The following is a 21574-nucleotide window of genomic DNA, read 5'->3' as shown; positions in this document are numbered from 1 at the left end:
CGCCGCCGTGAGCGCCCGCTCGTCCGCGACGGCGTCGGGGAGGGCCTGAGATGGGTCGCCACGCCGATTCCTTCACCGCCACCGCGGTCCGCGACACCGCCGCCGGCCGCCCGTCCGCCGTCTCATCGACTCGGCGGACCGGAACCCCGGCCCCGCGCCGCGGGTCCTCGGCTCGAGCCAGACCGTCGCGGCAACTGGTCGATCCCGCTCAGCAGCGCCGCGAGAAAGCGCTCCTGCTGTTCCTGGCCGTGCTCCTGGCCCTGAGCGTCCTCCAGCTGTACACGCTCGGCCCGTTCACCGCTCCGGTCGCGTGGAGCCTGCTCTTCCTGCCGTACCTCCTGATCCGGCTCCGTGGCTCTCACGTCGATCGCGTCGTCGTTCTCGTCGCCTTCCTCCTCGTCGCGACGCTCTTCGCCCTGACCTATTCCCGGACCGCTGCGGTGGGCCTGCGCGAGTCCGTCTCGGTTCTCTCGTTCCTGAGCCCCTACCTCGCCGTCCGGCAGCTCGGATCGAGCGCCTGGCGGATCGTCGGGCGCGCGCTCGCGTGGGCGACGCCCGTCTTCCTCGTCCAGGTCGCCCTGACCATCCTGTTCCAGATCGACCCGGTCCAGGAGGCGGCCTACCTGCACTGGCCCGGCGCTGTGCTCTACTCCGACGTGTACGTGCGCGACATCTACACGACTGCCTTCAACAATGTGCTTCAGGAGAAGTCCGGCGGCTTCTTCCTCAACGGCAACATCGCCTCGATGTACATGGCGACCACCGCGATGCTCGCCTTCGCTGCTCGGCGCAAGGGTGGTCCGCGCGTGCTCGGACTGACTGCCGTGGCGGGGTTGGCCGGCGCCCTCTTCACCCTCTCGAAGACGGCGATCGTGCTCGCGATCGTCCTGCCGCTCGCTGTCGCCGCGGTTCGCGGGCTGAAGGGCAGGAGCCTGGGTCCGGTGGCCTGGATGATCGCCCTCCCCGCGAGTGCGGCCGCCGTCTACAGCGTCGCCGAGTTCTTCCCGCAGCTCGCGGAAGCCGGTCTACTCACCCTCGGCGCACGAGGCGACTTCCTTCGGCTCGCGGCGAGCGCCTTTCCGGAGCACTGGCTCCTGGGGCTCGGCTACGGCGGCTGGGAGGATCTGTGGCACCTACGGGCTTCCCAGTTCACGGCCCACAGCGAGGTGCGGCCGCCGCACAACCTGCTGATCGGCGCCTGGGCCAACGGGGGACTCCTCATCGCCGTGCCTGTTCTGCTCCTGCTCGTGACGGCGACGTGGCGGACTCTGCGCCTGGTACTCCGAGTCGAGAAGGGGCAGGCGTGGGCAGCGGGAGGGATAGCGGTGGCGATCCTGTGGACCTTCCTGCACGGAATGGCCGATAACACCACCTGGTTCGGCGACCAGCACTCCCTCGCGACGCTTGCGATCGCCGTCGCGCTCCTCTCCGCGACCGAGGCGGAGACGGGGGAGCTGACCGCGGTGCGGATCCCCGCAGCCAGCGCCGCACCGCGAGTTCCGGGCCGCACTCCTGCGCGCGTTCCGGGCCGTGTTCCTGCCGGATCCGGGACGGTACGCGGCCGGCCGGGGGCGCGCTGACGCGGCCGCTGAGCGCACCGCCGCGCCGCAACCCGTCGGGACACGGAGCGCGCCGGTATCATCGACGCGTTATGGCACGCATATACGACTGCTCCGTCGACACGGACCTCCTGACCGGCACCCGTCTCGCGCGGACGGCCATCGGCCGCGGCGAACTCGTGGTGATCCCCACCGACACCGTCTACGGCGTCGCGGCCAACGCGTTCGACGCCGCCGCGGTCCAGCGTCTGCTCGACGCGAAGGGGCGGACGCGGCAGTCGCCTCCGCCGGTGCTGATCGGGGACGTGGCCGCGCTCGACGCCCTCGCCGAGAACGTGCCGGAGGCGGTGCGCGATCTCGCGCGCGAGTTCTGGCCGGGCGGGCTCACCATCGTCCTGCACGCGCAGCCCTCCCTGGTCTGGGATCTGGGGGAGACGCGCGGCACCGTGGCACTGCGGATGCCCGACAATCCCGTCACCATCGAGCTTCTCGCGGAGACCGGACCGCTCGCGGTCTCCTCGGCGAACCGGACAGGTCAGCCCTCGGCCACGACGGCGCAGGAGGCGTTCGATCAGCTCGGCGACTCGGTCGACGTCTACCTCGACGCCGGTGCCGCCGGGTCGCGCTACAGCGGTCGCCCTCAGGGAGCCAGCGAGTCATCCACCATCGTCGACGCGACGGCCCTGAGCTTCGAGGGCGGCACGCTGCGCATCCTGCGCCAGGGCGTCGTGTCGGCGGAACGGATCCGTGAGGTCGTGGGCGATCTCTTCCCGGATTCGCAGGTGCAGCAGTCCGAGCCCGAGCCGATCGAGGCCGAGTCCGCCGACACCGACCGGGTCGCGGTGGAGATCGACCCCTACGCGTTCGATCGCGGTCCCTCCGCCCGCCCTGCCTGGGCGTCCGGCGCCCGGCTCGAGGACGAGGCGGTATCGGACGACGCGGTATCGGACGACGCGGTATCGGACGGCGCCACGCCGGGCGACGACGCGCCAGACGACGCGGCATCGGGCCCTGCCACACCGGACGACGCCACGCCGGACGACGGAGCCCGCACCGGGTCTCCCGGCGCCGGTCCCACCCGCACCGATCCCGCCGCGGGTGAGTAGCCGGTGATCACCTTCGCCCTCGTCTCGCTCGCGGTCGCGCTCGTGACCGGAGCGCTGTCGTGGGTCATCTGGCGGCTGAGCCTGAAGTATCGGCTTTACCCGAAGATCCGCATTCGCGACATGCACACCCGGCCGACGCCGCGCCTGGGCGGCATTGCGATGTTCCTCGGGATCCTCGTCGGCTTCGGCATCGCCTCGCAGTTGCCCTACTTCCGGTTGGTGTTCGCCACTCCCGAGCCGATCCTCGCCATTCTTGGTGCGAGCTTGCTCATCGTCCTCATCGGGGTTGCCGACGACATCTGGGACCTGGACTGGACGACGAAGCTCGCCGGCCAGCTCATCGCTGCGGGCCTGATCGCCTGGAAGGGCGTGCAGATCGTGTCGCTGCCGATCGGCGGGCTGACGGTCGGTTCGCCGTGGATGTCGCTGATCATCACGGTGCTCGCGATCGTCCTTGTCACCAACGCCCTCAACTTCATCGACGGCCTCGACGGCCTCGTCGCCGGCGTCGCTCTGATCGCCAACGGCGTCTTCTTCCTCTACAGCTACCTGCTGGTGCAGCAGACCTCGCCCACCGACTACTTCAACCTCGCCTCGCTGATCGCCGTGGTGCTGGTCGGCGCGTGCGCAGGATTCCTCCCGATCAACTGGCGCCCCGCCCGGATGTTCATGGGCGACAGCGGCGCTCTCCTGGTCGGGATGCTGATGGCCACCTCCGCCATCGCGGTCACCGGGCAGATCGATCCCGCGCAGCTCGCGGCGAAGGAGCTGCTGCCCGCGTTCATCCCGATCATCCTGCCGTTCGCCATCCTCGTGGTGCCGCTGATGGACTTCGGTCTCGCCGTGATCCGCCGCCTGCGCGCCGGCAAGTCCCCGTTCAGCGCCGACAGGAAGCATCTCCACCACCGCCTGCTCGACATGGGGCACTCCCACCTGCACGCCGTCCTGATCTTCTACGGCTGGACCGCCGTCGTCGCCATCAGCTGCCTGTTGATGTTCGTGGTCGACGTGCTCTGGGTCCCGCTCCTCTTCCTCGGCGTCGGGCTGCTGGTCTGCACCGTCGTCACGCTCGCGCCGCTCAGCCGCCGCAAGCGCTGGGAGGCGGCTGCGCAGTCTGCTGAGGCCTCGCCCGTCCTCGACCCCCTCGACCGTGCGTCCTCCACGGAGCAGCTCCGTCCGCCGGCCGGATTCCCGACCGATCGAGATACGACAGCGCCGATCGTGGCGCAGAAGGAAGCATCATGACCGGAGCGTCGCCGGCCACCCCTCGCCCTCAGCCCGCGTCAGTCCCCGTCCTGCGCCGCGCGCTCGTTGTCGGCGGCCTCTTCGTGCTCGCCCTCGCGGTGCTCGGTACCGTCGTCGGCGGGATCGCCGCCGGAAGAGAGGGCGCGGTCGGTGCCCTCTTGGGCGCGATCGTCGGCGGAGTGATGGTCCTGCTCACGGCCGCGAGCATCCTCGTTGCCAACCGGCTCGACATCGGCGGCTTCTTCGCCGTCGTCCTGGGCACCTGGCTCGCGAAGTTCGTCCTGTTCGTGATCGCGGCCCTGGTGCTGCGCGGCCAGCCCTGGCTGGACAGCACCGCGATGTTCGTCACGATCATCGTCGCCGTGCTCGGCTCGCTGGTGATCGACGTGCTCGTCGTGTCGCGCTCGCGCCTGCCGAACGTGAGCGACATCGCCCGATGAGGATGCGCCGGACGCCCCTGAGAGGACCACGATTCGGCTCTCGCTGCGTTCTGTTGCTACAGTAGGGACGAATCCCGCAGGCGAACGTGTCCTCAGATCGTCTCACTGTTGATGGCGGTCGTCGAGTACGAGCGCCGTCCGAGCGGAAAACCCCACCTTTCGTCGTCGCGAGAGCGTTGCGTCCGAATGATTCGATTCGGTCGGCTGCAACGTGCCACGCCCCGAATTCCAGGAGCTAGCGCTGTTTGCTAACGCTGTGACCCTGTTGGTCTCGTCCTCGACCGGTGAGAGTGACTTCCACACCCCGTCGATCTCCGAGTTCTTCCCGCCCGGTTTCCTCTTCGAGGGAACCGCTTTCGAGATCAACCGCGTCATGCTGGTCCGCTTCATCGCGGTCATCGCACTGATGCTGTTCTTCTGGCTCGGGACGCGCAAGCTGCGCCTCGTTCCCGGCCGCTTCCAGAACATCGTCGAACTCGCGTTCGACTTCGTTCGCGTCACCATCGCGAAGGACATCCTCGGCGAGAAGGACGCGCGTCGGTTCCTCCCGATCCTCGTGACGATCTTCTTCGCGATCATGTCGATGAACCTGACCGGGATCGTCCCGTTCCTCAACATCGCGGGAACCTCTGTGGTGGGCATGCCGCTCTTCCTGGGTCTGGTCGCCTACGTGACCTTCATCTACGCGGGGATCAAGGACCGGGGGATGGGCTTCTTCAAGAACGCGCTGTTCCCGCCCGGAGCGCCGGTTCTGATCTATGTCATCCTCACGCCGATCGAGCTGTTGCAGACGTTCATCATTCGTCCGCTCTCGCTCGCGCTGCGGCTCGTGATGAACATGATCGTCGGCCACCTCCTGCTGGTGCTGTGCTTCTCCGCCACGCAGTTCTTCCTCTTCAGCTCCCAGATCGACCCGGGTTTCAAGCTCTTCGGCGTCGTGACTTTCGCCTTCGGCGGTGCGTTCACGCTCTTCGAACTCCTCGTCGCCGTGCTCCAGGCCTACATCTTCACCCTCCTCGCTGCGGTCTACATCCAGTTGGCCGTCGCCGAGGAGCACTGACCTCACGACTCACGGGCTCCCGCCCGTTCTCACGACCACCACCCGCTTGTTCCTGTTCCCATGACCACCCACTGAAAGGACCCACTCGTGGACTCAGTCACCGTTCTCGCCGAACTCACCGGCAACATCGCGACGGTCGGTTACGGCCTCGCAGCGATCGGCCCCGGCATCGGTGTCGGCATCGTCGCGGGCAAGACCGTCGAGGCGATGGCACGCCAGCCCGAAATGGCCGGCCGCCTCCAGACCACGATGTTCCTCGGCATCGCGTTCACCGAGGTGCTCGCACTCATCGGCCTCGCCACCTACTTCATCTTCGCGGCGTAGTCGTGTTCAGCACCGCTGTGAACATCGCTGCGGAAGAAGGTGACGTCCCCGCGGTCATTCTGATCCCGGAGTTCTACGACTTCTTCTGGTCGGGGGTGATCTTCTTCATCCTGCTGTTCTTCTTCTGGAGACTGGTCCTGCCGCGTCTGCAGAAGATGCTCGACGCGCGCTCCGCCGCCATCGAGGGGAACATTGCCAAGGCCGACGAGGCCCAGCGACAGGCCGAGGCTGCCCTCGAGAAGTACACCGCCCAGCTGGCCGAGGCTCGTGCCGAGGCCGGAGTGATCCGCGAGAAGGCGAACGCCGACGGCAACGCGATCGTGGCGGCGAAGAAGGAGCAGGCGCAGGTCGAGGCCGAGCGCATCCTCCACAACGCACACGCCCAGATCGAGGCGGACCGTCAGGCCGCCGTGGTCTCGCTCCGCTCCGAAGTCGGAACGCTCGCCATCGACCTCGCTTCCGGCGTGATCGGCGAGAGCCTCAACGACGACGCGAAGGCGTCCGCGATCGTGGACCGTTTCCTCGCCGACCTCGAGGCCTCGGAGAAGGCGAACAACTGATGGGTAGCGCGTCACGACAGGCTCTGGTCGCCGCGAAGGCGGAGCTGTCCGCCTTCGGCGGCCAGGTGTCGCTCGAGGCGGCTCAGCAGCTCTTCGAAGCGGCCCGTGTCATCGACTCGCAGGCTCAGTTGCGCTCGGCCCTCTCTGACCCCAGCGTCGACGCAGTGAGCAAGCGCGCCCTCGTGGCCCGCGTGTTCGCTCCGTTCGACGCCAACGCGAAGCGGCTGCTGACGGTCATCGTCGGGCACCGCTGGTCGAACTCAAGCGACCTCGTCGCTGGGATCGAGGAAGTCGGGGTCCGCGCGATCGCCTCCTCCGCGCCCGAGGGCGTGTCGATCGAGCGCGAGCTCCAGATGTTCGGTGCGGTCGTCTCGTCCGACGCCGGCCTGGAGTTGGCCCTGGGCAGCAAGCTCGCCGCGGCCGACTCGAAGGTGTCACTCGTGCAGCGCCTCCTCGAGGGCAAGGCCTCGGCCGAGACACTCGCGATCCTCCGACAGTTGGTCGCGCACCCGCGCGGTCGCCGCATCCCGGAACTCGTCCGCTTCGCCGCAGGCGTGGTCGCCGACCAGGGCGGTTTCACGATCGCTACGGTCTCTGTCGCTTCGCCGCTCGCGCCGCACCAGATCGACCGGCTCCGGTCGGCACTGTCGCGGCAGTACGACCGCCCCGTCTCCGTCAACATGCTGGTCGACCCCTCCCTCCTGGGTGGGATGCGCCTGCAGGTCGGCGACGACGTCATCGACGGCACCGTCTCCGCACGGTTGTCCGACCTGAAGCTCCAGCTCGCGTCCTGACGGGCGCACGTATCCTGAGAGGGCACCGCCCTCGACCCCCGCACCATCCAGGTCAGGCCCCGACGACCTCTTCGGCTCGCACGGACCCAACGAATAGGAATTCCCATGGCAGATATCACCATCAGCCCGGATGAGATCCGCGACGCGCTGAAGGACTTCGTCTCGTCGTACGAGCCGGGCAAGGCCTCCACCACCGAGGTCGGTTACGTCATCGACGCGGCCGACGGCATCGCCCACGTCGAGGGCCTCCCTGGCGTCATGGCCAACGAGCTCATCCGCTTCTCCAACGGTGTCCTGGGCCTGGCCCAGAACCTCGACGAGAACGAGATCGGGGTCGTCGTGCTCGGCGAATTCTCTGGCATCGAGGAGGGTATGGAGGTCACCCGCACCGGCGAGGTCCTCTCCGTCCCCGTCGGCGACGGCTACCTCGGCCGCGTCGTCGACCCTCTCGGCAACCCGATCGACGGCCTCGGCGATATCGCCTCCGAGGGTCGTCGCGCGCTCGAGCTTCAGGCCCCCGGCGTGATGTCGCGCAAGTCGGTCCACGAGCCGCTGCAGACCGGCATCAAAGCGATCGACGCGATGATCCCGGTCGGCCGTGGCCAGCGCCAGCTCATCATCGGTGACCGCCAGACGGGTAAGACAGCGATCGCGATCGACACGATCATCAACCAGAAGGCCAACTGGGAGTCGGGCGACGCGAACAAGCAGGTGCGCTGCATCTACGTCGCGATCGGCCAGAAGGGCTCGACCATCGCCTCGGTGAAGGGCGCGCTCGAGGACGCCGGAGCGATGGAGTACACGACGATCGTCGCGTCCCCCGCGTCCGACCCCGCCGGCTTCAAGTACCTCGCCCCCTACACTGGCTCGGCTATCGGCCAGCACTGGATGTACGGCGGCAAGCACGTCCTGATCATCTTCGACGACCTCTCGAAGCAGGCCGAGGCCTACCGGGCCGTGTCGCTCCTGCTGCGCCGTCCGCCGGGACGCGAGGCGTACCCGGGTGACGTCTTCTACCTGCACTCCCGCCTGCTGGAGCGTTGCGCAAAGCTGTCCGACGAACTCGGTGCCGGCTCGATGACGGGTCTCCCGATCATCGAGACCAAGGCGAACGACGTCTCGGCATACATCCCGACCAACGTGATCTCGATCACCGACGGCCAGATCTTCCTCCAGTCCGACCTCTTCAACGCCAACCAGCGTCCGGCGGTCGACGTGGGCATCTCGGTCTCGCGGGTCGGCGGCGACGCGCAGGTCAAGTCGATCAAGAAGGTCTCCGGCACGCTCAAGCTCGAGCTGGCGCAGTATCGCTCGCTCGAGGCGTTCGCGATGTTCGCCTCCGACCTCGATGCGGCGTCGCGCCGTCAGCTCGCCCGCGGTGCCCGCCTTACCGAGTTGCTCAAGCAGCCGCAGTACTCGCCGTACCCCGTCGAGGAACAGGTCGTCTCGATCTGGGCGGGCACGAACGGCAAGCTGGACGAGGTGCCGGTGCCGGACGTGCTGCGCTTCGAGCGCGAGCTCCTGGACTACCTGGGCCGCAACACTGCGGTCCTCAGCACCCTCCGCGACACGAATGTGCTCTCCGACGACACCGTCGCCGAGCTGAACCGTGCCGTCGACGGCTTCAAGCTCGAGTTCCAGACCGGTGAGGGCAAGCCACTCGCCTCGGTCGGGCGCGAGGAGCACCAGGCCATCGCGGCCGACGAGGTCGGCCAGGAAAAGATCGTCAAGGGCCGTCGCTGACCAGCGGCACCCGACGATTCGCCACTTTGAGGACAACAGGAGACACATGGGAGCGCAACTCCGGGTCTACCGGTCGAAAATCCGCTCGGCCCAGACGACCAAAAAGATCACTCGGGCGATGGAGCTGATCTCGGCCTCGCGCATCCAGAAGGCGCAGAACCGCGTCGCTGCCGCTGCACCGTACTCGAACGCGATCACGCGCGCGGTGTCCGCCGTGGCGACCTACTCGAACGTCGAGCACCCGTTGACGACCGAGCGCGAGAAGCTGGACACGGCCGCGATCGTGATCTTCACCTCCGATCGCGGCCTCGCCGGCGCATTCTCCTCGAGCGTGCTCAAGGAGGCCGAGGAGCTGGCCGTGCTGCTGCGCAGCGAGGGCAAGGAGGTCGTCTTCTACTTGGTCGGTCGCAAGGCGAACGCGTACTTCTCTTTCCGGAAGCGGGCGAGTGTCCGCGTCTGGACGGGCGGCACCGACCAGCCCGTGTTCGAGACGGCGAAGGAGATCGCGGACGCGGTCGTCGAGTCGTACAACCTCGATGACGAGGAGGGCGGCGTGGACGAGATCCATCTCGTCTACAACCGCTTCGTCAGCATGGTCACCCAGCAGCCGACCGTCGTCCGGCTCCTGCCGCTCGAAGTCGTCGAGGGCGTCGAGGAGCAGAACAGCGAACTCTACCCGCTGTACGAGTTCGAGCCCGACCCCGAGACGGTCCTGGACCGCCTCCTACCCGTGTACGTCGAGAGCCGCATCTTCAACGCGATGTTGCAATCGGCGGCTTCGGAGCACGCGGCGCGCCAGAAGGCGATGAAGTCGGCGAGCGACAACGCGGACACGCTGATCAAGACGTACACCCGTCTCGCCAACAACGCCCGCCAGACCGAGATCACGCAGCAGATCGCCGAGATCGTCGGCGGCGCCGACGCCCTGTCCTCCTCCAAGTAGGACGACTCCCCGCAGTTTCGACTCCGCCCTCCGGGTGCGATGAGACCACAGAAAGAAGAAGCAATGACACTGACCGCACCTGAGGCGGCGACGGGGACGCCGGGCGGGGCCATCGGCCGCATCGCCCGCGTCACCGGCCCCGTCGTTGACATCGAGTTCCCCCACGACGCGATCCCCGAGGTCTACAACGCGCTCTACACGCACGTCGAGGTCGAGGGCGTCTCGAGCAAGCTGACCTTCGAGGTCGCGCAGCACCTGGGCGACGACCTCGTCCGCGCCATTTCGCTCAACCCCACCGACGGACTTGTCCGCGGCCAGGAGGTCCACGACACCGGCCTGCCGATCTCGGTGCCGGTCGGCGATGTGACCAAGGGCAAGGTCTTCAACGTGATCGGCGAGGTGCTCAACGCCGACGTCGACGGGAAGATCAATGGCGAGTCGTTCGAGATCACCGAGCGCTGGCCCATCCACCGCAAGCCGCCGGCGTTCGACCAGCTCGAGTCCAAGACCGAGCTGTTCGAGACCGGCATCAAGGTCATCGACCTGCTCACTCCGTATGTCCAGGGCGGCAAGATCGGCCTGTTCGGCGGGGCAGGCGTGGGCAAGACCGTCCTCATCCAGGAGATGATCCAGCGCGTCGCGCAGGATCACGGCGGAGTGTCGGTGTTCGCCGGCGTCGGTGAGCGTACCCGTGAGGGCAACGACCTCATCGCCGAGATGGAGGAGGCGGGCGTCTTCGACAAGACCGCCCTCGTCTTCGGTCAGATGGACGAGCCGCCGGGAACGCGGCTGCGCGTTGCCCTGTCGGCCCTGACGATGGCGGAATACTTCCGCGATGTGCAGAAACAGGACGTGTTGCTCTTCATCGACAACATCTTCCGCTTCACGCAGGCCGGCTCGGAGGTGTCGACCCTGCTGGGCCGGATGCCCTCCGCCGTGGGTTACCAGCCGAACCTCGCCGACGAGATGGGCGTGCTCCAGGAGCGCATCACCTCGACGCGCGGACACTCGATCACCTCCCTGCAGGCGATCTACGTCCCCGCCGACGACTACACCGATCCGGCGCCGGCGACCACCTTCGCTCACCTCGATGCCACCACCGAGCTCTCGCGTGAGATCGCGTCGAAGGGCCTTTACCCGGCCGTCGACCCGCTGACGTCCACCTCGCGCATCCTTGATCCCCGTTACCTGGGCGCCGACCACTACCGCGTGGCGACGAACGTGAAGCAGATCCTGCAGAAGAACAAGGAGCTGCAGGAGATCATCGCGATCCTCGGTGTTGACGAGCTCTCGGAGGAGGACAAGATCACGGTGTCGCGTGCGCGCCGGATCCAGCAGTTCCTCTCGCAGAACACGTACATGGCCAAGAAGTTCACCGGCGTCGAGGGTTCGACTGTGCCGCTGAAGGACAGCATCGAATCGTTCGACGCGATCACCAAGGGCGAATTCGACCATGTGGCCGAGCAGGCGTTCTTCAACGTCGGCTCGATTTCGGACGTCGAAGAGAAGTGGTCGCAGATCCAGAAGGAGAACGGCTGATCATGGCCGGGACCCTGAAGGTCAGCGTCGTCTCCGCGAACGCCGAGGTGTGGTCCGGAGAGGCGAAGCAGCTCACAGCTCGCACTGTCGAGGGTGAGATCGGCATCCTCGTCGGCCACGAGCCGATGCTCGCGATCCTCGCCACCGGCGAGGTGCGAGTCACTGCTGTGGACGGCACTCGCCTCACCGCGCAGGCCGACGACGGCTTCCTGTCCGTCGAGAACGACGTAGTGACCGTGGTCGCCCGTCAGGCGTCGCTGGTCTAATACACCGCCGCGGATCGCGGCGAGGAAGGGGCCGGACGATCATCGCGATCGCCCGGCCCCTTCGCCGTGCGGCCCCTGCCCCCGAGTACTCGAAGGAGTTCCGTGCACGTCCTGCTCCCGCCGTCCGAGACCAAGCGCGACGGTGGCACCGAGCCGTTCGCGCTCGAATTGCTCGCCTTCCCGGAGCTCCAGGTGAAGCGGCGCGCACTCGCGGATGCTCTCATTGCGCTGGCCGCGGACCGAGAACTCTCGGCCAGGGCGCTGAAGCTCGGACCGCGTCAGCTCGGCGAGATCGACCGGAACGCCGCGCTCGCCACGGCCCCCGGGCTTGCTGCGGTTGACCGTTTCGACGGAGTGCTCTTCGACGCTCTCGACGCGCGCAGCCTCGGTTGGGCAGCCCGCGAGGCGCTCGGGCGGACCGTCATCGTGCAGTCCGCCCTCTGGGGGCCGGTCCGCGCACTCGACGCGATCCCTGCCTACCGGCTGTCGCACGACTCCCGTGTGCCCGGGATGCCGCTCAAGCGCTGGTGGGCGGCGGAGGCGGGACGGGTGCTCTCCACTCTCGACGGTCTCGTCCTGGATCTGCGCAGCGAGGCGTACGCTGCGCTCGGGCCGGTTCCGCCGGGCGAGGGGTACTTCTTCGTGCGGGTGCGCTCGCGCGGGGTGGAGGGGGAGCTGCGCTCGCTGAATCACTTCAACAAGCGGGGCAAGGGCCGCTTCGTGCGCGCGCTCGCGGAGGATGGGGTGTCGACGGATTCGCTCGATGTGCTTGCGACGTGGGCGGACGGTCGCGGCTTCTCTCTCATCGAGAACCGGGACACCGGCGAACTCGACCTGGTGGTGCCGGAGGAATAGGGCTCACAGGCGGCGCCAACAGCCCGTGAGGTGGTCGTCGACGACTCCTGCCGACTGCATCAGTGCGTAGGCCGTCGTCGGCCCGACGAAGCGGAGGCCGATGCCCTTAAGCGCTCGCGCCAGCGCGACCGACTCGGGCGTCGTGGCCGGAACGTCTTTCACTCCGATGACGCGGTGTGCCTGCGCCGGGTCGTGGAAGGACCAGACCAGCCGGTCGAGCGCTCCAGCACCCTCCTGCTCGACGAACGCGAGGACGGAGCGGGCGTTGTCGCGCGTCGCGGTGATCTTTGCCCGGTTGCGAATGATGCCGGTGTCTTCCATCAATCGCTCGATGTCGTCGTCGTCGAATCGGGCGACGAGCGCCGGGTCGAAGCCGGCGAACACCTCGCGAAATCGCGGGCGCTTGCGGAGGATCGTGATCCAGGAGAGTCCGGACTGGAAGGCCTCGAGGGAGATCTTCTCGAAGAGCGCGCGGTCGCCGTGCAGCGGGGTGCCCCACTCCTCATCGTGGTAACGGCGGTACTCCGCGTCCGTCCCGCTCCATGCGCAACGGAGGAGGCTGTCGTCGCCTCGGGTCAACCCGTCGCCGACGCTCATCGGTGCGGGATCCCCTCGTGCTCGAGCAGCCACGCCTTGGTGGCGATACCCTCGCCCGCGCTGAAGCCGGTGATGCGGCCGTCGCTCGCGAGCACGCGATGGCAGCCGATGATGATGGGCACCGGATTCGCGCCGACGGCACCGCCAATCGGGCGGCCCGCGCGTGGTCGGCCCGCGGCTGCGCCCAGGGCTCCGTAGGACGTGATCTCGCCGAAGGAGAGTTCCTGGAGCCGCCGCCAGATCTCGAGCTGGAATGGGGTGCCGCGCAGGGCGACGGGCAGCTCGAAGCGGCGGCGTGTTCCGCCGAAGTATTCGTGCAGCTGCTCGACCGCGCGCTCGAGCACCGGCAGCTCCGACTCCGGGAGGTGCTCGTGCGGGAGCCGGCCGGCCTTCTCGATGGCCAGCGAGACGATCGAGGCGCCATCGGTGCCGACCTCGATGCGGCCGAGCGGGCTGGTGGTGCGCCGCACCTGAAGGGGAATCGTTCTCATGGGTCGAGAGTATCCGCGCGGCCAGAGGCCGACCGGCGGGATTCGGACACCGGTGCAGAGCGCGCGCGATCTGTCGTTGTGGAGGGAGATTTGCCCGGAGCGGCCACGGAGGAGGGGCGGCCCGCGACGCCGACGTTGATCCCTCCCTCCACAGGCGCCGATGAGGAGATCCTTCCAACGACTGTCAAGGACGGAGCCCACGGCGAAGCGGTGCGTCGGCAAGATCGCCGCATGACCTCTTCAGCTCTCGCTTCGTCCCCTCTTCCACACCCGCTTCCCCTCGCGCTCTCGGCCGACACCGCGCCGCTCGGCACGGCGCTCGCGGTCGGGCGTCCGCGACCGAGCCCCGGCGCGGGGAGCCTCGTGCTCGTTCCGTTGCGCGCGGGTCTGCCGGTCGGCTCGCTCCGCTTCACGCTGTCGGGAGCCGGCCCCGAGCTCGTCGCGCAGGCCTGCCTCGGCGCGCTCGGCCGCTTTGGCCGGATCCAGCGCGCGATCGCACTGGTGCATTCGGACGACTCCGATCCGGAGCCCAGCGCCCGCCTCGTCCTAGCGCTTCGAGAGCGGGCGCGGAGCCTGCCCGCGCTGTCGCTTCGAGTCGCTGTTGTGCCTCGTCCGTACCGGGACCAGGGCTTCCCCGAGACGGAGCGCGAGGATACTCGAGCGGTCGTGGCCGCCGTCGACCGGCTTCTCGACCGGCACCCGGATGCAGCGCTGCCGCGCATCCTGCTCCTCGCCGTCGATGATCTCGTCCGCCGAGCGCTGCGCGACCACGACGCCCGGGTGAGGCCCGCGGGGCTAGCCGCGCTCATCGTCGCGGTGCAGTGCACGCGCGGCGCGGACCGCCTGCTCCTGCTCGTCAGAGAGGGAGCAGACCTGTCCGCGGGATCGCTCGTCCCCCTGCTTCGACGCGCAGCTGCCGCCGCTCCCTTGAGCGAGCGAGCCGGCGTCCTCGTCGTCCTCGGCCGGCTCCTGGCGGGCGACGGGCAGACGGCGCAGGCCCGACACGTCGCTCATCAAGCGGTCGCACTCGATCCCCACCATCTCGGCGCGCGTCGTCTCGCGTCCGCCCTCGCCGCCGATCGGCAGGAGCGCGCAGTATGAGGAGGCTAGAGACGCGACCAGGCCTCGGTCAGCACTGCCCGCAGGATCTGTTCGATCTCGTCGAACTCCGTCGGACCGATGGTCAGGGGTGGAGCCAGCTGTACGACAGGATCGCCGCGGTCGTCCGCGCGACAGTACAGCCCCGCGTCGAAGAGCCCTTTCGAGAGGAACCCGCGCAGCAACCGCTCCGACTCGTCCTCGTCGAACGTCTCCTTCGTCGACTTGTCCGTCACCAGCTCGATGCCGAAGAAGTAGCCGTCGCCGCGTACGTCACCCACGATCGGCAGGTCGAGGAGCTTTTCGAGCGTGAAGCGGAAGACGGGCGAGTTCTCGCGGACGCGCTCGTTCAGGCCCTCCTCCTCGAAGATGTCGAGGTTCTCGAGCGCGACCGCGGCCGAGACGGGGTGCCCGCCGAGGGTGTAGACGTGCGGGAAGACGACCTGGCCGTGCCGGAAGGGCTCGTAGATTCGGTCGCTCACGATGGTCGCGCCGATGGGGGAATAGCCGCTGGTCATGCCCTTGGCGCAGGTGATCATGTCCGGCACGTCGCCGTACTCGTCGCAGGCGAACAGGTGGCCGATGCGGCCGAATGCGCAGATGACCGCGTCCGAGATCAGCAGGACATCGTGTTTGTCGCAGATCTCGCGTACCCGCTGGAAGTAGCCGGGAGGAGGCGGGAAGCAGCCGCCCGAGTTCTGCACAGGTTCCAGGAACACGGCGGCGACCGTGTCGGGCCCCTCGAACTCGATCATTTCCTCACTGCGATTAGCGGCCCAGAATCCGAACGCCTCGAGATCGTCGCCGTGCTCGGGAGCGCGGTAGAAGTTGGTGTGGGGTACGCGGAAGCCGCCCGGGACCAGCGGCTCGAACATGGACTTCATCCCGGGAATGCCGGTGATGGCGAGGGCTCCTTGCGAGGTGCCGTGGTAGGCGACCGAGCGCGAGATCACCTTGTGCTTGGCGGGCTTGCCCTGCAACTTCCAGTAGTGCCTGGCGAGTTTGAAGGCGGTCTCGACGGCCTCGCCTCCGCCGGTCGAGAAGAAGACGCGGTTGAGGCCACCGGGCGCGTAGTCGGCGAGGCGGTCTGCCAGCTCGATCGCCGACGGGGTGGCGTACGACCACACCGGGAAGAACGAGAGCTCCGAAGCCTGTTTCGCCGCAGCCTGCGCCAATCGGCGGCGGCCGTGGCCCGCATTGACGACGAAGAGCCCGGAGAGGCCGTCGAAGTACTGACGTCCGGCGCTATCCCAGATGTGGTGTCCCTCGCCGCGCGTGATGATGGGGACGCCAGCTCCGGAGTCCATCGTGGACTGGCGGGCGAAGTGCATCCAGAGGTGGTCCTTCGCCTTTTTTGCAGCGAGGCGTCATCGGTCCCCTGGCGCGTCTGTCCCGCGGACGGGATCGCCCGACTCGAGCCCGGAGGTCGAAAAAGCTGTTTCGGTGGTCATCGGTTATCGCGTTCCCCAGTTGTAAAACTGCTTGTGGAGTTTGAGATAGACGAACGTCTCGGTCGAGAGGACGCCGGGCAGTGCGCGGATCTCCTGATTCAGCAGGGCGATCAGGTCGTCGTCGTTCTCGCAGACGACCTCGGCGAGGATGTCGAAGGATCCGGCCGTCAGGACGACATAGTCGACAGCGGGGATCGACGCGAGCCGATCGGCCACGTCCCGGGTGTCGCCCGTGACGCGAATGCCGATCATCGCCTGGCGGTAGAAGCCGAGCTGTATGGGATCCGTCACCGCGACGATCTGCATTACTCCCGACTCGGTGAGTTTCTGCACCCGCTGCCGCACAGCCGCCTCGCTCAGACCGACCGCCTTGCCGATCTCGGCGTACGAGCGCCGCCCGTCGGCCTGCAGCTGCTCGATGATCGCTTTCGAGACCTCGTCGAGCTGGACGGGACGCTGAGACGGAGGGCGGGAAGGGCTCATGCGGTGATTCTGGCAGTCGAGGAGGGGGTGGGCAAATGAATCCGTATCCGCCGAGGTGTCGCGATGGCGAAATCGTTGGTCCGAGGGCGCGAGCGGACCGGCAGACGGGCAGGCGGGCGGACGGGCGGGCCGGCGAGGGAAGGCACGATCGAGTGTTGCGTCTGTTGCGCAGGATGAACCGTGACGCGGCTGCCGCCACCCACTCGGTCGAGAGTCGCCAGCGACTACCATCGGGAGGCGACCGTGCAGTGGAGGGCGCCAGCGAGCCGGGCAGGCCGACGGCGCAAGACCGGGCAGGACTAGACCGGGCAGGACTAGACCGGGCGGAACTAGACCGGGCGGAACTAGACCGGGCGGGAGCGAGGAGACGCGATGACGCAGATCGGCCGCAGCCGTGCGTCCATCACCGTTCCCGTTTCGGCCTGGACCTCGGACACCCCGTCCGCCGAGGTGACGCTCGGCTGGGCCGCCCGCACCGAGACCGGCCTTGTCCGCAGCGTGAACGAGGACAGCTACCTCGCCAAGAGCCCACTCTTCGCGGTCGCCGACGGGATGGGCGGGCACGCGGCCGGAGAGGTCGCCAGCGACGCGGTCGTCTCGCGCCTCTCGACTGCGGCTCTGGGCGCGACCGTGGGTGCGGAGGAGATCGACCGAGCGTTGCGCGAGGCCGTCGGGGACATCGCCCTACAGTCGCACACGGCCGACAGGGGCACCGGCACGACGGTGACCGGCATCGCGTTGACCGCGGTCGGCGGCGAGCCCTACTGGTCCGTTTTCAACATCGGCGACTCGCGGGTCTACCTCAGGGTCGCCGGCAGCCTCGTGCAGCTCACCGTCGACCACTCGATCGTCCAGGAGTTAGTCGATGCGGGCCTGATCACCAGGGACGAGGCGGACGTGCATCCGCACAGCAATATGATCACCCGCGCTGTCGGCTTCCACGAGGCGCCCATCCCCGACTACCGGCTGGTGCCCGTCCTCGCGGGCTCGCGCCTGCTGATCTGCTCCGACGGACTCACGAGGGAGCTCACCGACGCCGGTGTCGGCCACCTGCTCGCCGGGACGTACTCCGCGCAGGAGGCGGCCGATGCGCTAGTGGACGCGGCACTGAGCAACGGCGGACGCGACAACGTCACCGTGATCGTCGTCGATGTCCTCGCCGTCACTGGCGACGAGGAGACGGGTGCCGCGATCTAAGACGAGAAGGCGGGCACCACCGTCGGCCGGTTCGTGTCGGGTTCGGGCGGCTCAGAGGTCCCGACGCTCGGGCTGGGTACGATGGAGAGAGGAAGGGCGTTCTCGGTGATCTGCAGCACATGTGGCTCCACTCTCGCTCCGGGGGCGATTCTCTGCGGCGAGTGCGGTTCTTCGGTGACTGCGCACGCCACAACGGGAAGCACTCGGCCCTCGTCCTCCGACGACACGACGGTCCTGGACCCGTCCCGTCGCGCCTGGCTCCCGGGCCTGGTCCCCAGTCGGCACCGGCGCCCGGCCCCCGGTGCTCCGATGGCGCCGCCCTCGCAGGGCCTCGTGCGCCTCGACTTTGCCACCGGGCAGCACGCGATCGTCACCGGCAATGGCCTGATCGGACGCCAGCCGCTGCCCGACCCCAACGAGACCTTCCGGCACATCCTTGCGATTCCGGATCCGTCGCGCTCCCTCTCGAAGACCCACCTCGAGTTCGGCTTCGACGAGGGTGGGCTTTGGGTCCGTGACCGTTGGTCGGCGAACGGTTCAGTCCTGGTCGCGCCGACCCAGGCGCCACTCCCACTCGAAGCGGGCCGCCGGTACCGTGCGAAGCCCGGCAGTCGGATCCTGCTCTCCTCCGTCGAAATGGCGGTTGAGCGCGTCGACGGCTCCGCCGACGGCTCAGGGCGCCCGCCCGTCACCCGCTGAGCGCCTCGGTGCTCGGGGAACGAATCAGCGGTCTCCACGTCTCCTGAGTGCGGATTTCGTGACGATCATGTTTCCGGATGAGCGTTTTCCTCCGTTTACCGTGACAGGCGGATGAGCGCCATGCCAGTATTTCCCCACGTTCGGCCCTCGATATCCGAGCCTCGACGCGGTCAGGAACCCCCCCCCGCTATGACCCGTCCCCTCCCGAGGGATCCCGTTGTCCGCCGGGCCCTTGCGGTGGCTCGTTCGCACGAGCGCGAGCGCCGAGCGGTCCTCTCTCGTCGAGCGGTCCTCGGCGGCCTCGGAACGAGCACGCTCGCCCTGGCCGCCTGTGCAGCGCAGACCCGCGCCGCTCCGACCGACCGCCGCCGACGAGAACGTCGCCTTCGGGCTGAAGCGGCGGAAGATCGCCGACCCGGTCGGTAAGGCGCGTGAGGCGCTCCGGCTGGTCGAACTCGACCACCTCGCCCAGCGCCGCCCCGCGCAGCTCTCGGGCGGCCAGCAGCAGCGGGTCGCCCTGGCCCGGGCCCTGGTCAACCGGCCCGCGCTGCTCCTGCTGGATGAGCCGCTGGGCGCTCTCGACCTCAAGCTCCGCCGCCAGATGCAGCTCGAGTTCACGTCGATTCAGCGGGATGCGCGGAGGCGCTCAGACATAGGAGGCGCGGATCGCTCCGACCGGGCGCCCACCACCGGAGACGACCGGATTGAGCCGCACCAGCACCTCGTTCGCCGCGCTGCGGTCCACCGCCTCCGCCTCGACGAGGAGCTTGAGCGCGACCACGGTCGCCGCGCGCAGGCTCCCGTCCAGGATCTTCAGTGCGGCAGTGGTCCCGTCCGGTGAGGCCATCACGAGTACGCCCTCGGCGCCGAGCTTGGCGACCAGACCCAGGCGCTCAATGACCACCGTGTTGTCGCGGCCCGGCCCATCAATCGCCCAGGCATTCTCGAGAATCGCCGCGGTGAGCACGCCGGCGTGCCGGTAGAGGCCGAAGGGCGAGGCGGGGGAGGAGGAGACGATCCGCGAGATCCCCTTCGCCAGGGCGGTCAGGGGCAGGGCGTGCACCGGAGCGCCGCAGCCGTCGATTCCCGTGGCGACGACGCGCTCGCCGGTCAGGCGCTCGATCGTGTCGACGATGTGCTGCTGCAGCGGGTGCGTCCGCTCGAGGTAGTCCTCGGTGCTCCAGCCGTTGTGCACGCAGGCCAGCAGCATCGCCGCGTGCTTGCCCGAGCAGTTCATGTAAAGCGGGTCCGGAGTCGCGCCCGCGCGCAGCAGCTGGGCGCGGGTCGCGGAGTCGCCGGGCCAGTCGGCCGGGCACTGCAGCGCGGTGTGGTCGAGGCCGGCGCGCAAGAGCAGATTGTGCACCAGGGCGATGTGCTGGGGAAGGCCCGCGTGGCTCGCGGTGGCGATGACTGCCTCCGCGCCGGTCAGCTCGACTCCGGCCGTCATCACCGCGAGGGCCTGGAACGGCTTGAGGCAGGAGCGGGGGAAGACCGGGGCAGTCGGAGTGCCGAGGCTGCGAGAGACGCGGCCCTCGGAGTCCAGAAGCACGGCGGAGCCGGCGTGGCGGGACTCGATGAACCCGGAGCGCTCGACGACCGCCAGCTCGACGGATTCGGCGACGGTGAAGGTTCCTGCAGGCATCCCCCCATCCTGCCCGATGCGGCGACCGGTCCCGCGCCCGGGGAAACGCCCAAGGCCACCGTCGAGCGCGTCGGCCGCTCGCGGTGGCCCTCGAGGGGTCGCGTCTAGAGAGTGGCGAAGGCGTCGGCGATGACCGACATCGCGTCGTCGAGCAGCTCGTTGCTGAGGGCGAGGCTGGGCAGGAAGCGGACCACGTTGCCGTAGGTGCCGGCGCTCAGCACGAGGACTCCGTGTTGCGCGGCGTACTCAATGATCGCCTGCACGGCCGTGGTGTTCGGTTCCTTGGTGGTGCCGGCGGTGCCAGGCTGGACGAGTTCGATCGCCATCATCGCGCCGATGCCGCGCACGTCGCCGATGATGTCGTAGCGCTCCTGCAGGCCGCGCAGCGCGGTGCCGAGGCGGGCACCGATCCGGTCGGCCTCGGCGAGCAGGCCCTCGCGGTCGATGCGCTCGAAGACCGCGACGGCCGCGGCGGCGGCGACGGGGTTGCCTCCGAAGGTGCCGCCGAGTCCGCCGGCCTGCGCCGAGTCCATGATGTCGGCGCGTCCGGTCACGCCGGCGAGCGGGAGGCCACCGGCGATGCCCTTGGCCGAGAGGACGAGGTCGGGCACGAGGCCCAGGTGCTCGCTGGCGAACCAGGCGCCGGTGCGGGCCATGCCCGACTGGATCTCGTCGGCAACGAAGACGATGCCGTTGGCGGTGCACCACTCCTGCAGCGCGGGGAGGAAACCCTCGGCGGGGACCATGAAGCCGCCCTCGCCCTGGATCGGCTCGGCGACAAGGCAGGCCAGGGCGGAGGCGCCGACGGTCTTCTCGAGGTAGGAGATGGCGCGCTGGGCGGCCTCGGCTCCCGACAGGCCGTCGTGGTACGGGTACGAGCTTGGCGCGCGGTGCACGTCGCTCGCGAAGGGTCCGAAGCCCAGGCCGTACGGCAGGGCCTTGAAGTTCATCGCCATCGTGAGGTTGGTGCGGCCGTGGTAGGCGTGATCGAGCACCGCGACGCCGGGGCGGCCGGTGTGCTTACGGGCGATCTTGACGGCGTTCTCGACCGCCTCCGCGCCAGAATTGACGAGGACGGTCTTCTTGGCGAAGTCGCCGGGGGTGTGTTCGGCGAGCAGTTCCGCAACGCGGATGTAGGGCTCGTAAGGAGTGACGGTGAAGAGCGTGTGCGTGAGCCGCGCGAGCTGCTGCGAGGCGGCCGCGACGACCGAGTCGTCGGTGTGGCCGATCGTCGTCACGCCGATGCCGGCGCCGAGGTCGATGAAGCTGTTGCCGTCGACGTCAACCAGGATCGCGCCGTGCGCGCGGTCGATGTAGACGGGGAGCGCGGTGCCGACTCCGGTGGGGACGACGGCGAGGCGGCGCTCGTGCAGGGCCCGGGATCGCGGCCCGGGGATCTCGGTCGCGACGCGCCGCTCCTGGGGGATTGCGGACGTGGGAACCTGGGGGACGAGCGTGTCTGTCATGGTCCTCAGAGTCTAC

21 protein-coding genes and 2 pseudogenes are annotated in these 21574 nt (G+C 68.6%); 17 read left to right on the top strand and 6 right to left on the bottom strand.

The genetic code is table 11. The features are described 5' to 3' along the window. The first annotated feature begins 50 nt into the window (after positions 1–50). The 13 genes and pseudogenes from C1O28_RS08250 (at position 51) to C1O28_RS08190 (ending at position 12434) form a co-directional block, all read left to right on the top strand. Positions 51–1580, top strand: coding sequence for an O-antigen ligase family protein (locus tag C1O28_RS08250; RefSeq protein ID WP_097167316.1), 1530 nt, complete (start codon positions 51–53; stop codon positions 1578–1580). A gap of 71 nt (positions 1581–1651) precedes the next feature. Continuing rightward, positions 1652–2323, top strand: a pseudogene (locus tag C1O28_RS08245) (L-threonylcarbamoyladenylate synthase); the annotation flags it as partial. Between the two features lie 345 nt (positions 2324–2668). Then, a complete protein-coding gene (locus C1O28_RS08240; RefSeq protein ID WP_181024578.1) occupies positions 2669–3910 on the top strand; it encodes an MraY family glycosyltransferase in 1242 nt (413 codons plus the stop codon). Continuing rightward, entirely contained in the window at positions 3907–4350 is a 444-nt protein-coding gene (locus tag C1O28_RS08235; protein ID WP_097167314.1) for a Cg1360 family ATP-synthase-associated protein, read from the top strand. Before C1O28_RS08240 ends, C1O28_RS08235 begins: the two co-directional genes overlap by 4 nt. Before the next feature lie 256 nt (positions 4351–4606). Next, on the top strand, positions 4607–5410 hold the full coding sequence (gene atpB / locus C1O28_RS08230) for a F0F1 ATP synthase subunit A (protein WP_097167313.1): 804 nt from the start codon (positions 4607–4609) through the stop codon (positions 5408–5410). Positions 5411–5497: 87 nt separating this feature from the next. Next, the gene (locus tag C1O28_RS08225) at positions 5498–5734 is read left to right on the top strand and encodes an ATP synthase F0 subunit C (protein WP_055794702.1); all 237 of its coding nucleotides are present in this window, start codon (positions 5498–5500) and stop codon (positions 5732–5734) included. A gap of 2 nt (positions 5735–5736) precedes the next feature. Further along, positions 5737–6294 (top strand): F0F1 ATP synthase subunit B, encoded by a 558-nt coding sequence (locus tag C1O28_RS08220; protein ID WP_243392085.1) that lies wholly within the window; start codon positions 5737–5739, stop codon positions 6292–6294. After that, positions 6294–7088 (top strand): F0F1 ATP synthase subunit delta, encoded by a 795-nt coding sequence (locus tag C1O28_RS08215; protein WP_097167312.1) that lies wholly within the window; start codon positions 6294–6296, stop codon positions 7086–7088. The genes C1O28_RS08220 and C1O28_RS08215 overlap by 1 nt, the downstream gene beginning before the upstream one ends. Positions 7089–7193: 105 nt before the next feature. Next, positions 7194–8831 (top strand): F0F1 ATP synthase subunit alpha, encoded by a 1638-nt coding sequence (atpA, locus tag C1O28_RS08210; RefSeq protein ID WP_097167311.1) that lies wholly within the window; start codon positions 7194–7196, stop codon positions 8829–8831. A gap of 46 nt (positions 8832–8877) precedes the next feature. Further along, positions 8878–9774 carry a F0F1 ATP synthase subunit gamma gene (locus C1O28_RS08205; RefSeq protein ID WP_097167310.1) on the top strand — a complete coding sequence of 299 codons (897 nt, stop codon included), beginning with the start codon at positions 8878–8880 and terminating at the stop codon, positions 9772–9774. Between the two features lie 63 nt (positions 9775–9837). Continuing rightward, on the top strand, positions 9838–11313 hold the full coding sequence (atpD, locus tag C1O28_RS08200) for a F0F1 ATP synthase subunit beta (RefSeq protein ID WP_097167309.1): 1476 nt from the start codon (positions 9838–9840) through the stop codon (positions 11311–11313). A gap of 2 nt (positions 11314–11315) precedes the next feature. Further along, positions 11316–11579, top strand: a complete 264-nt coding sequence (locus C1O28_RS08195; protein WP_097167308.1) for a F0F1 ATP synthase subunit epsilon — start codon at positions 11316–11318, stop codon at positions 11577–11579. A gap of 102 nt (positions 11580–11681) precedes the next feature. Continuing rightward, positions 11682–12434, top strand: a complete 753-nt coding sequence (locus tag C1O28_RS08190; RefSeq protein WP_097167307.1) for a YaaA family protein — start codon at positions 11682–11684, stop codon at positions 12432–12434. Positions 12435–12437: 3 nt separating this feature from the next. Here C1O28_RS08190 and C1O28_RS08185 read toward each other — a convergent pair whose 3' ends face one another. Together C1O28_RS08185 and C1O28_RS08180 are read right to left on the bottom strand one after the other, a co-directional pair. Then, a complete protein-coding gene (locus C1O28_RS08185; RefSeq protein WP_097167306.1) occupies positions 12438–13031 on the bottom strand; it encodes a DNA-3-methyladenine glycosylase I in 594 nt (197 codons plus the stop codon). Then, complete coding sequence (locus C1O28_RS08180; protein ID WP_097167305.1) at positions 13028–13522, bottom strand: methylated-DNA--[protein]-cysteine S-methyltransferase; 495 nt, start codon at positions 13520–13522, stop codon at positions 13028–13030. Before C1O28_RS08180 ends, C1O28_RS08185 begins: the two co-directional genes overlap by 4 nt. 231 nt (positions 13523–13753) lie before the next feature. Between C1O28_RS08180 and C1O28_RS08175 the strand changes: the two genes are divergently transcribed. Further along, positions 13754–14623, top strand: coding sequence for a hypothetical protein (locus C1O28_RS08175; RefSeq protein ID WP_097167304.1), 870 nt, complete (start codon positions 13754–13756; stop codon positions 14621–14623). Between the two features lie 5 nt (positions 14624–14628). On the opposite strand, the gene C1O28_RS08170 is transcribed toward C1O28_RS08175, so the two are convergent. After that, positions 14629–15951, bottom strand: coding sequence for an aspartate aminotransferase family protein (locus C1O28_RS08170; protein WP_097167303.1), 1323 nt, complete (start codon positions 15949–15951; stop codon positions 14629–14631). 123 nt (positions 15952–16074) lie between these two features. Next, positions 16075–16554 carry an Lrp/AsnC family transcriptional regulator gene (locus tag C1O28_RS08165; RefSeq protein WP_097167302.1) on the bottom strand — a complete coding sequence of 160 codons (480 nt, stop codon included), beginning with the start codon at positions 16552–16554 and terminating at the stop codon, positions 16075–16077. 372 nt (positions 16555–16926) lie between these two features. Here C1O28_RS08165 and C1O28_RS08160 point away from each other — a divergent pair, with 372 nt between their 5' ends. The 3 genes and pseudogenes from C1O28_RS08160 to C1O28_RS08150 form a co-directional block, all read left to right on the top strand. After that, a complete protein-coding gene (locus C1O28_RS08160; RefSeq protein ID WP_097167301.1) occupies positions 16927–17751 on the top strand; it encodes a PP2C family protein-serine/threonine phosphatase in 825 nt (274 codons plus the stop codon). A 309-nt stretch (positions 17752–18060) separates the two neighbouring features. Further along, positions 18061–18450 (top strand): FHA domain-containing protein, encoded by a 390-nt coding sequence (locus C1O28_RS08155; RefSeq protein WP_097167300.1) that lies wholly within the window; start codon positions 18061–18063, stop codon positions 18448–18450. A gap of 373 nt (positions 18451–18823) precedes the next feature. Further along, positions 18824–19084: pseudogene (locus tag C1O28_RS08150) on the top strand (ATP-binding cassette domain-containing protein); the annotation flags it as partial. A gap of 12 nt (positions 19085–19096) precedes the next feature. Here C1O28_RS08150 and C1O28_RS08145 read toward each other — a convergent pair. Then, complete coding sequence (locus C1O28_RS08145) at positions 19097–20092, bottom strand: asparaginase (RefSeq protein WP_097167299.1); 996 nt, start codon at positions 20090–20092, stop codon at positions 19097–19099. Positions 20093–20196: 104 nt separating this feature from the next. After that, entirely contained in the window at positions 20197–21558 is a 1362-nt protein-coding gene (gabT, locus tag C1O28_RS08140) for a 4-aminobutyrate--2-oxoglutarate transaminase (protein ID WP_097167298.1), read from the bottom strand. Positions 21559–21574: the final 16 nt, after the last annotated feature.

It is taken from the genome of Rathayibacter rathayi (assembly GCF_004011095.1).
GTDB lineage: Bacteria > Actinomycetota > Actinomycetes > Actinomycetales > Microbacteriaceae > Rathayibacter > Rathayibacter rathayi.
Note: the sequence above shows the minus strand (reverse complement) of the source record. Positions and strands in the feature narration are given on the sequence as shown.